Raw genomic sequence first — 10323 nt, 5'->3', positions numbered from 1 at the left:
TGGTCGAGCTGTTCGGTCTCGCCCGCGAGCTGAACATCGACGCCGAGGGCATCGACATGGGCCCGTCCCCGACGGACGCCGCCCTGGCCGCCGATCTGGCGCTGCCGATCGAGGAGCTCGAGCTCACCGTCCGGTCGTACAACTGCCTCAAGCGCGAGGGCATCCACTCCGTGGGTGAGCTCGTCGCCCGCTCCGAGGCGGACCTGCTCGACATCCGCAACTTCGGTGCGAAGTCGATCGACGAGGTCAAGGCGAAGCTGGCCGGCATGGGCCTGGCCCTGAAGGACAGCCCGCCCGGATTCGACCCGACCGCCGCCGCCGACGCCTTCGGCGCCGACGACGACGCGGACGCCGGTTTCGTCGAGACCGAGCAGTACTGAGCGCTCCGCGAGGAGCCCGGTTCTGCGACTGCGGGCCGGCCGTGGCCGGTCCCGCAGCTCCCCGCGCCCCCATTCGGGGCGCGGGGTCTCCGACAGACAACCGTCTGCTCGGATACTGACCCCGGTACCTGATACGGCCGGGGCAGACACACAGGAGAAGAACAATGCCGAAGCCCACCAAGGGTGCCCGTCTGGGCGGCAGCGCCGCGCACGAGAAGCTGCTCCTCGCGAACCTCGCGAAGGCGCTCTTCGAGCACGGCCGTATCACCACCACCGAGGCGAAGGCCCGCCGCCTGCGCCCGTACGCCGAGCGTCTGGTCACCAAGGCGAAGAAGGGCGACCTTCACAACCGCCGCCAGGTGCTCCAGGTGATCACGGACAAGAGCATCGTCCACACGCTCTTCACCGAGATCGGCCCGCGCTACGAGAACCGTCCGGGTGGCTACACCCGCATCACCAAGATCGGTAACCGCCGTGGCGACAACGCGCCCATGGCCGTCATCGAGCTGGTCGAGGCGCTGACGGTGCAGCAGAACGCCGTGGGTGAGGCCGAGGCCGCCACCAAGCGTGCGGTCAAGGAGTCGGACGAGGCCAAGGCGCAGGAGACCACCGAGGCTCCGGCCGAGGCTCCCGCCGAGGAGTCGAAGGACGCCTGAGGCTCTGCCTGACGCGGGAAGCGGGTTCGCCCTCCGGGGCGGGCCCGCTTTCGCGTACTTGAGAGGATTCCTGTGTGAGTGACGAAGTACAGCCCGGACACGTACGCATCCGCCTCGACCTCTCCTACGACGGCAGCGGCTTCCACGGCTGGGCCAAGCAGGCCGGCGGCAGGCGGACCGTGCAGGGGGAGATCGAGGACGCCCTGCGGACCGTGACGCGGTCGAAGGAGACGTACGAACTGACGGTGGCCGGGCGGACCGACGCCGGGGTGCACGCGCGCGGCCAGGTCGCGCACGTCGACCTGCCCGCCGAGCTGTGGGCGGAGCACCGCGAGAAGCTGCTGAAACGGCTCGCCGGACGGCTGTCCAAGGACGTCCGGGTGTGGCGGCTCAGCGAGGCCCCGGCCGGCTTCAACGCCCGTTTCTCGGCCGTCTGGCGGCGCTACGCCTACCGCGTCACCGACAACCCCGGCGGAGTGGACCCCCTGCTGCGGGGCCATGTCCTCTGGCACGACTGGCCGCTCGACGTGGACGCGATGAACGAGGCCGCGCGGAGGCTCGTCGGCGAGCACGACTTCGCCGCCTACTGCAAGCGGCGCGAGGGCGCGACCACGATCCGCACCCTCCAGGAGCTGAGCCTGGTGCGCGGCGGGGACGGGGTCGTCACCGCCACGGTGCGGGCCGACGCCTTCTGCCACAACATGGTGCGTTCCCTGATCGGCGCGCTGCTGTTCGTGGGGGACGGGCACCGGGGGCCGGAGTGGCCCGGGAAGGTGCTGGCCGCCGGGGTGCGGGACAGCGCCGTGCACGTCGTACGGCCGCACGGGCTGACCCTGGAGGAGGTCGGCTACCCCGCCGACGAGCTGCTGGCCGCCCGGAACAAGGAGGCCCGGAACAAGCGGTCGCTTCCGTCGGCGGGGTGCTGCTGAGCTACCGGTTCGCCGCCGCGGAGGCCTGTGCCTGGCCGCGGCGGTGGATCTGGTTGACGGTGAACTGGGCCAGGTCGTCGCCGGTGCGGAACACCTTGGTGTCCTTGGTGGTGACGTTCTTGCCGCCGGTGAAGCCGCTGATCGTGAAGTAGGCGTAGCGGCCGTAGGCGTTCGTGGTCGTCCGGCAGATCGCGGAGTCGCAGAAGCTCTTGATGCCCTTGCCGGCCAGGGAGTTCACCAGGTTCTTCTTGCTGCCCGCCTGGGACTTGACCTTCGTGGCCTGCGCCTCGTCGTCGAAGACCGCGACACCGACCGTGACGGCGATGCCGCCGTTGACGTAGCTCACCCGCATCAGCCGGCTGCAGCCGTTGGCCGTGAGGATCTTCGGCAGGTTGCCGCCGGTGGCCGAGGCGCAGTTCCTGGTGTCGGCGGTGGCGCCCTTCTTGTACACCGTCTCGCCCATGGTGAGCTGGGTGCCCGGGAAGAGCGTCTCGGGGCTCAGCGGGGCGGTGTCCTTCTTGGCGCTGGCTATGAAGTCCTTCGGGTCCAGCGGCGGCGGGGCGCTGGTGGGCGCGAAGGACGGTGCCGTGGCCGAGCCGCTGGGCAGGGAGGCGCTCGCGGGCAGATTGGTGGGCTTGCCCGAGGCGCCGTTGTCGCCGTTCGCGGAGACCACGGCCATCGCGACGGCCGTGCCGACGCCGATCGTGGCCAGCGCGCCGCCGCCGATAAACAGTAGCCGGCGACGCTTGTTCCGCGTCTCGGACGCCTCGGCGAGCGCGGCCCAGTCGGGGGTGCCGTCGTCACCGCCGCTGTTCCAGGGCTGCTGGGAATTAGGTTTCCAGGGATCCCACTGTGACTGGGGTCCCCCCTGCCCGTAACTCATGGGGCGCATCTTAGACGGGGGGCGGCCGATACTGGAGCGCGAGCGGCGGCATGCGACCTTTGTCCATCGGCATGCCTCGTTTTGACCCGTCCGGGGGCGTCCAGGTAACCTGCTTCTTCGTTGTGTATTGGCTTGCTCATTCTCACGGGACGGGCCCTTACACCGGTTCACCAAACCGATGACCAGCAACCCCACGTACGCGGTATGCGTCGCCGCAGTGGCTCAGGCTGTCGTGATCGTTTCGGTGACCTTGTTTAGGACCATTCACTCGAAGCGAAGGCTACGAACCGTGCGTACGTACAGCCCCAAGCCCGGCGATGTGACGCGCCAGTGGCACGTCATCGACGCTCAGGACGTTGTTCTGGGCCGTCTCGCCACCACCGCCGCGACCCTCCTCCGGGGTAAGCACAAGCCGATCTACGCGCCGCACGTCGACGCTGGTGACTTCGTCATCATCATCAACGCCGACAAGGTGCACCTGTCCGGCAACAAGCGGACCCAGAAGATGGCGTACCGCCACTCCGGCTACCCGGGTGGTCTGCGCTCCGTCCGCTACGACGAGCTGCTGGACAAGAACCCGGAGAAGGCCGTCGAGAAGGCCGTCAAGGGCATGCTCCCCAAGAACTCCCTGGGCCGTCAGATGCTCTCGAAGCTGAAGGTCTACAAGGGTGACCAGCACCCGCACGCTGCCCAGCAGCCGGTGCCGTTCGAGATCACCCAGGTCGCGCAGTAAGTCCGGCCACCCCCTAAGACTGACAGAGAATCTGAGGAGAATCGTGGCCGAGACCACTGCCGAGCAGCCGCTCGAAGAGCTTGACATCGACAGCTACACCACCGAGTCCGAGGTCCCCGTCGAGGGTGAGTACACCTCGGAGTCGATGGCGTCCCGCTTCGGTGAGCCCCAGCCGGCCGCCGGCCTGGGCCGTCGCAAGAACGCCATCGCCCGCGTCCGGATCGTCCCGGGCACCGGCAAGTGGAAGATCAACGGTCGCACCCTCGAGGACTACTTCCCGAACAAGGTGCACCAGCAGGAAGTCAACGAGCCCTTCAAGGTGCTCGAGCTCGAGGGCCGCTACGACGTCATCGCCCGTATCGCGGGTGGCGGCGTCTCCGGTCAGGCCGGTGCGCTCCGTCTCGGTGTCGCCCGTGCGCTGAACGAGGCCGACGTCGACAACAACCGCGGCCCGCTGAAGAAGGCCGGCTTCCTCAAGCGCGACGACCGTGCGGTCGAGCGCAAGAAGGCCGGTCTCAAGAAGGCCCGCAAGGCCCCGCAGTACAGCAAGCGCTAATCACAGCGGCCTGCTCGTACTCCGAACGCCCCGGCGGCACGCCTCTGTGCCGTCGGGGCGTTCGTTTATCCCAGCCCAAGGGCGTATAACGACACAAGACGCTCAAAGGCTTGTGTGATCGGGTGTCGTGGCGTCTGCCATGATTCCCGGCAGCATGGACGCTTCCTCAGGAGGACAAGTGGGACGACTCTTCGGTACGGACGGCGTGCGCGGTGTCGCCAACGCGGACCTGACGGCCGAGATGGCGCTCGGTCTGTCCGTGGCGGCGGCGCACGTGCTGGCCGAGGCGGGCACCTTCGCGGGCCACCGGCCGAAGGCCGTGGTCGGACGGGACCCGCGCGCGTCCGGGGAGTTCCTGGAGGCGGCCGTGGTCGCGGGCCTGGCCAGCGCGGGCGTGGACGTGCTGCGGGTCGGCGTGCTGCCGACGCCGGCGGTGGCGTTCCTGACCGGCGTGCTCGGCGCCGACCTCGGCGTGATGCTCTCCGCCAGCCACAACGCCATGCCGGACAACGGCATCAAGTTCTTCGCCCGCGGTGGCCACAAGCTCGCCGACGAGCTCGAGGACCGTATCGAGTCGGTGTACGAGTCCCACCGCCACGGCGAGCCCTGGGAGCGGCCCACCGGTGCCGGGGTCGGACGGGCGCGTTCGTACGACGAGGGCTTCGAGAGCTACGTCGGTCACCTCCTCGGCGCGCTGCCGAACCGGCTCGACGGCCTGAAGATCGTCCTGGACGAGGCACACGGCGCGGCCTCGGGGGTCTCGCCGGAGGTGTTCTCGCGGGCCGGCGCCCAGGTCGTCACGATCGGTGCCGAGCCGGACGGGCTCAACATCAACGACGGCTGCGGCTCCACCCACCTGGAGAAGCTGAAGGCGGCCGTCGTCGAGCAGGGCGCCGACCTCGGTATCGCGCACGACGGTGACGCCGACCGCTGCCTCGCCGTGGACCACACCGGCGCGGAGGTGGACGGCGACCAGATCCTCGCCGTGCTCGCGCTGGCGATGCGGGAACGCTCCGAGCTGCGCTCCGACACCGTCGTCGCGACGGTCATGTCGAACCTGGGCTTCAAGCTGGCGATGGAGCGGGAGGGCATCCACCTCGTGCAGACCGCCGTCGGCGACCGGTACGTGCTGGAGGAGATGAAGGAGAAGGACTACGCCCTCGGCGGCGAGCAGTCCGGACACGTGATCATCCTCGACCACGCGACGACCGGGGACGGCACGCTGACCGGGCTGCTGCTGGCGGCACGGGTAGCGCAGACCGGCCGTACGCTGCGGGAGCTGGCGTCGGTGATGGAGCGCCTGCCGCAGATCCTGATCAACGTCCCGGACGTGGACAAGTCCCGGGTGAAGACCTCGGCGGATCTCGCCGCCGCGGTCGCCGAGGCGGAGCGCGAGCTGGGGGAGACCGGGCGCGTGCTGCTGCGTTCCTCGGGGACCGAGCCGCTGGTACGGGTGATGGTCGAGGCGGCCGACATCGACCAGGCCAGGTCCGTCGCCGGACGCCTCGCCGACGCGGTGAAGTCGGCCCTGGGCTGAGCTTCCCGGCCCTCTCGGCTAGGTCCTTTCGACGTTCGGCCGCTGCCGCCGCTGCCTGGCCCAGAACCACTTCTGGGTCAGGAGGGTCAGGATGCCGGCCAGGACGATGCCGAGCAGGTTGAGCAGGAGCTGGTTCGTCGAGCCGGCCGTCTGGGCGGTGTCGCCGTAGGCGAGGGCGACGGCCGCGTTGGCGGCGGCGGGCACGGTCGTCACCGAGATGGCCACGCCCACCAGCGCGCCCGACTTGGCGGAGGTCAGGGACAGGGTGCCGGCGATCCCCGCCAGCACCGCCACGACGAACGAGAAGGCGTCGGGGGCGTAGACGAACGCCGTGTTGGGGCGCTCGCCCTCCAGCTCCGACCGGTGGAACAGCCCGATGGCGTCCATGAACAGGCTGAAGCCGACCGTCACCGCCATCGCCGCCGCGAAGCCCACGAGCAGCGCGGTCACCGAGCGCAGCGCCAGGCGCGGGCGGCGCTGCACCAGAGCCGTGCAGATGCCGGCCAGCGGACCGAACTCCGGGCCGACCGCCATCGCGCCCACGATCAGGACGGCGTTGTCCAGCACCACACCGCAGGCCGCGATCATGGTGGCCAGGGTGAGGAACGCGACGTAGGTGACCGACAGGGTCGACTCCTCGTGCGTCGCCTCCGTCAGGTGCTCCCAGAGCACCGCGTCCGCGGCCTCGCCGGGCGCCTCGTCCTCGGCCTTCTCGGCCCGCCGGGACAGCGACAGGTCGATGTTCTCGACCGCGATGGAGCCCGTCCGTTCCAGGTCCAACCGCTGCAGGGCGCTGAGGAGTTCGTCGCCCGCCTCGCGTGCCACGTCGCACTGGACGACGTCCCCGGCGGGGTCGCGGGCGGCGCCCGGCAGCACCACGAGATGGGCGGTGCCGACCGTCGTCCCGATCAGCCGCACCACCTCGTCCGTCTTCTCGGCCGGGGTGATCAGGCGCAGATGCAGCATGGCGCCTTTCTAACAGGCTTCCATGCACACGTCATATCTGGGCCGTGTCCGCAACCTAGAGCTTGCGCAGCCGCAGCCGCTGCACCTTGTGGTCGGCGCCCTTGCGCACGACGAGGGTGGCGCGGCCGCGGGTGGGCGCGATGTTCTCGACCAGGTTGGGCTTGTTGATCGTGCGCCACAGGGTGCGGGCGTAGTCGAGGGCCTCGTCCTCGGACACCTGGGTGTACTTGCGGAAGTACGAGTCCTGTTTCTGGAAGGCGGTCCGGCGCAGCTTCCTGAAGCGGCTGAGGTACCAGCTCTCGATGTCCTCGGCGCTCGCGTCGACGTACACGCTGAAGTCGAAGAAGTCGGCGAGGCCTACCCGGGTGCGGCCGTCCTTGCCGGGCAGGGCGGGCTGCAGCACGTTGAGCCCCTCGACGATCAGGATGTCCGGGCGGCGCACGGTGAGCCGGCTGTCCGGGACGATGTCGTAGATCAGGTGGGAGTAGACGGGGGCCGTCACCTCGTCCTTGCCCGCCTTGATGTCGGCGACGAAGCGGGTCAGCGCCCGGCGGTCGTACGACTCGGGGAAGCCCTTGCGCGACATCAGGCCGCGGGACTCCAGCTCCCTGGTGGGCAGCAGGAACCCGTCGGTCGTCACCAGTTCGACGCGGGGGTGCTCGGGCCAGCGGGACAGCAGGGCCTGCAGCAGCCGGGCGACGGTGGACTTGCCGACCGCCACCGAACCGGCGACGCCTATCACGAACGGGGTGCCGGACTGTGAACCCTGTTCGCCGAGGAAGGTGTTGAGCGCGCTTCGCAGGCCGTCCGTGGCGCCGACGTAGAGGTTGAGCAGGCGCGACAGCGGGAGGTAGATGTCCCGCACCTCGTCGAGGTCGATGACGTCGCCGAGTCCGCGCAGCTTCTCCACCTCCTCGGCGGTGAGCGGCAGTGGCGTCTTGTCCCGCAGCGCACTCCACTCGGCACGCGTGAGGTCGACGTAGGGAGTCGCCTCCGGCCTGGACCGGTGGGCGCTCCTGGGCATCGGGGAGACCGGTGAGATCACAGTCCATTGTTAACGGAGTTTGAACAGGGGTGCGGCGTGGGGTGCGTCACGTGGGCACTGCGCCTCGCGGACGCCGTGGGGGCGGGCGGACCTCATTCGTCCACCCGCCCCTCTGCCCGGCGTCAGTCGGTCCGGTCGTTGAGCCCGTCGGGTACGACCCACCGCGGATAGCCGAACCGCTCGCCGAGGGCGACGAGACGCGGTCGGTCCGCCGGAACGTGGTACGCCTTCATGGCGCGCAGGAACAGACGGAAGCCGAGGTCCGCGCAGGACTCGGTGACCACTCGTTCCAGCGCTGGAACGAGACCGGTCGACGGCACACCGAACGCGGGACGCCCGGCCGCGAGGCCGAGTGGTTCAGCGACCGGGCGGATCACCTGCAGAACGCCCCGCCGAAGCTCCTCGTCCACCACCGGCTGGGGTGGAGGAGGAACGAACGCGGCATCGTCCTGCCGCACCCGGGTCAGCCAGGCCTGCTCGACCCGCCGCAGCCAGGCGCCGGCGCTCATGCCGTACTCGCTCGGGTCGAAGACGCCGTGGGTGGCGGCGAGCCACACCCTGCGGATCGTCTCGTCCGGCAGTGAGGAGCGCAGCAGCCGCTGGACGTCCTGGCCGAGTCGGACCGCCTTCGAGCGGTCGAACTCGTCGACCGCCAGCTCGGCGAAGCCCAGCCACTCCGCGACGGGCCCGCCTGCCGGCAGGTGGCACCGGGCGTCCTCTTCCGAGAGCGCGTCCAGCACCTCCCAGCGCGAGGCCAGCCACGTCAGCCCCAGGTCCGTGACGTAGGTGTCTTCCAGGTAGCCGTCTTGGGTGAAGCCCTCGGCATCCTCGTCAGCCAAGATCATCCCTTCAGGTAGGCGGTGTACACGACCCACTTGCCGTGCGGGTGCTGCGCGTTCTTCTTGCCGATGTACTTGAGCTGTACGACGACCCCGTTGGTGTCGACAGCGCTCTTCACCGCTCGGTTGCCGTCGCGCACCCACTTGTCGCCCAGTTTGACGCCCATGTCCCGCACGTCCCACGGGATGGTCTTCAGATCCGTCCGAGGGTCGAAGCGGCCTCCCTTGCCGAGCTTCTGGGCGATCTTGTTCTCCCAGGTTCGCAGCTCGGCCGCGTGGTCCGGGTGGTGCGCCAGCCATTGCGAGATGGCCTTGTCCACCGCTTCGGCGGCGATGTCCTTGCTGGCCCATCGAGTGGCGATGCCGCTCCTGCTGGCCAGTGCCTTCGACGCCATGTCGGCGTCCGACTTGTTCACGTGGTCGCCGATGGTGTGGGCGCCCTCGATGCCCTCGTCGGCGATGATGTCGACACAGTTGTGGACGAGGAGGCTCTGCGGGTCGCTGCCCCTGGTGCCGACGTAGAACGTGTGGATCCCGTCGACCGTGAGGTCGTAGACCTCGCGGGGCGCCAGCCCGGCTCGGTCCTTGACGGCCGTCACGATCCTGTGGGTGCCGTTCGGGGTACGCAGGCTGTCGCCCGCGCGCAGGGCGGAGGCCAGGACCCAGCCACGTCCCTCGACGAAGAACTTGTGCCCCGCCGTACTGGACAGCGTCCCGCCGGCCACTGTGACGTCCAGGAGCCGACGGGTGTCGTGCCGCATCGTGTCCGTCACGCGCCGCGTCGACGGGCGGCCGGTCTCCGGGTCCGTCGCGCGGACCCGATCGCCTACCCGCACGTCACGGATCGCCTTGTGGGAGCCGTCAGCCATGAGCACCTGGGTGTCACCGGGGAAACTGTTCCGGGTGCAGGCGGTCGTGAGCTCCTCGTAGATGTTGACCTCGGCCTCGATGGCCGCGACCGTGGCCGCGTCCACACCTTTCAGGGACTTGAGCGCCTTGAACGCGTCCCGGATGCCGACGCCGGTGACCATCGCGGCGTCCACGGCGCGTACCGCTTCCGCGATGGGCCTGATGATCTTGCCTGCGAACAGGGAGGCGACGTCCAGGGTCGCCCAGGCGCATCCGGCCCCGCTTCCTCCCTCACCACCGGGGGTGAGCTTCTGGACGCACTTGATCCAGCTGCCGAAGAGGATGTCGACGGGGTCGACGCCCTTCTGGTACTCCGCGATCGTGATGGTGTGCGTGACCTTGTAGGACAGTTCGTCGGTCCGGACCTCGCCGAGGTACTTCGCGGCGCTGGTGGGACAGGAGAACTGCTTCAGGTTCAGGTCCTCGGCGGTGCACAGGTAGACGTCGAGGACCGCTTTGTACCGGATCTTCGTGGTGATCGTGCAGTCGCCGTTGTAGAACAGCTTGTCGATGAAGCCGTCGCAGCCGTCGGTCTTCTTCTCGACCTCCGGATCGCCGATCTTCTCGATGTGGTCGACGGTGTAGAAGACGTTGCCGATGGAGCCGCTCTGGTCGACGACGGTTCCGGTGTCGATCTGCTGGGCGTTGCTCTGCCGCTCGGCCCGGTCGGCGGCGGCTTGGGCCTCCTCGGCGTACTTGGCGGCGTCCTTCGCGGCCTCCTCGGCCTCGGTCGCGGCCGCGTCGGCGCGGTCGGCCGCCGTGCGGGCGTCCTTGGCGTCCTGTTCGGCCCGGGTCGCGGCGGAGCGGGCGGCGGCTGCGTCGAGTTCGGCGGCGTCGGCGGAGTCGCGGGCGTCCTTGGCGTAGCCCTCGGCTTTTCCGGCTGCCTTGTC

At 69.5% G+C, this 10323-nt stretch carries 11 protein-coding genes; 6 read left to right on the top strand and 5 right to left on the bottom strand.

Features of this window, described 5'->3' with window-relative positions; all coding sequences use genetic code 11:
- From ABZ478_RS39000 to truA, 3 genes are all read left to right on the top strand, one after another.
- Positions 1-380, top strand: a 380-nt coding sequence (locus ABZ478_RS39000; RefSeq protein ID WP_308435782.1) for a DNA-directed RNA polymerase subunit alpha C-terminal domain-containing protein, incomplete at its 5' end; no start/stop codon positions are given.
- Positions 381-544: 164 nt separating this feature from the next.
- On the top strand, positions 545-1036 hold the full coding sequence (gene rplQ / locus ABZ478_RS38995) for a 50S ribosomal protein L17 (RefSeq protein ID WP_359557514.1): 492 nt from the start codon (positions 545-547) through the stop codon (positions 1034-1036).
- A gap of 74 nt (positions 1037-1110) precedes the next feature.
- Positions 1111-1965, top strand: a complete 855-nt coding sequence (gene truA, locus ABZ478_RS38990) for a tRNA pseudouridine(38-40) synthase TruA (RefSeq protein WP_359557512.1) — start codon at positions 1111-1113, stop codon at positions 1963-1965.
- A 1-nt stretch (position 1966) separates the two neighbouring features.
- On the opposite strand, the gene ABZ478_RS38985 is transcribed toward truA, so the two are convergent.
- Positions 1967-2848 (bottom strand): hypothetical protein, encoded by an 882-nt coding sequence (locus ABZ478_RS38985; RefSeq protein WP_359557510.1) that lies wholly within the window; start codon positions 2846-2848, stop codon positions 1967-1969.
- 289 nt (positions 2849-3137) lie between these two features.
- Here ABZ478_RS38985 and rplM point away from each other — a divergent pair, with 289 nt between their 5' ends.
- From rplM to glmM, 3 genes are all read left to right on the top strand, one after another.
- The gene (gene rplM / locus ABZ478_RS38980) at positions 3138-3581 is read left to right on the top strand and encodes a 50S ribosomal protein L13 (protein WP_067055815.1); all 444 of its coding nucleotides are present in this window, start codon (positions 3138-3140) and stop codon (positions 3579-3581) included.
- Positions 3582-3624: 43 nt separating this feature from the next.
- Positions 3625-4137 (top strand): 30S ribosomal protein S9, encoded by a 513-nt coding sequence (gene rpsI, locus ABZ478_RS38975; RefSeq protein ID WP_004927169.1) that lies wholly within the window; start codon positions 3625-3627, stop codon positions 4135-4137.
- Between the two features lie 178 nt (positions 4138-4315).
- Complete coding sequence (glmM, locus tag ABZ478_RS38970; protein WP_359557508.1) at positions 4316-5674, top strand: phosphoglucosamine mutase; 1359 nt, start codon at positions 4316-4318, stop codon at positions 5672-5674.
- An 18-nt stretch (positions 5675-5692) separates the two neighbouring features.
- Here the strand turns inward: glmM and ABZ478_RS38965 are convergent, their stop codons facing one another.
- The 4 genes from ABZ478_RS38965 to ABZ478_RS38950 all read right to left on the bottom strand — a co-directional run.
- The gene (locus tag ABZ478_RS38965; protein WP_359557507.1) at positions 5693-6640 is read right to left on the bottom strand and encodes a DUF389 domain-containing protein; all 948 of its coding nucleotides are present in this window, start codon (positions 6638-6640) and stop codon (positions 5693-5695) included.
- A 55-nt stretch (positions 6641-6695) separates the two neighbouring features.
- A complete protein-coding gene (gene coaA, locus ABZ478_RS38960; protein WP_359557516.1) occupies positions 6696-7664 on the bottom strand; it encodes a type I pantothenate kinase in 969 nt (322 codons plus the stop codon).
- 143 nt (positions 7665-7807) lie between these two features.
- On the bottom strand, positions 7808-8524 hold the full coding sequence (locus ABZ478_RS38955) for a hypothetical protein (RefSeq protein ID WP_359557506.1): 717 nt from the start codon (positions 8522-8524) through the stop codon (positions 7808-7810).
- 2 nt (positions 8525-8526) lie between these two features.
- Positions 8527-10323 (bottom strand): polymorphic toxin-type HINT domain-containing protein (locus tag ABZ478_RS38950; RefSeq protein ID WP_359557504.1); only part of this gene is annotated, 1797 nt, incomplete at its 5' end.

It is taken from the genome of Streptomyces sp. NPDC005706 (assembly GCF_040631045.1).
Taxonomy (GTDB): domain Bacteria; phylum Actinomycetota; class Actinomycetes; order Streptomycetales; family Streptomycetaceae; genus Streptomyces.
Note: the sequence above shows the minus strand (reverse complement) of the source record. Positions and strands in the feature narration are given on the sequence as shown.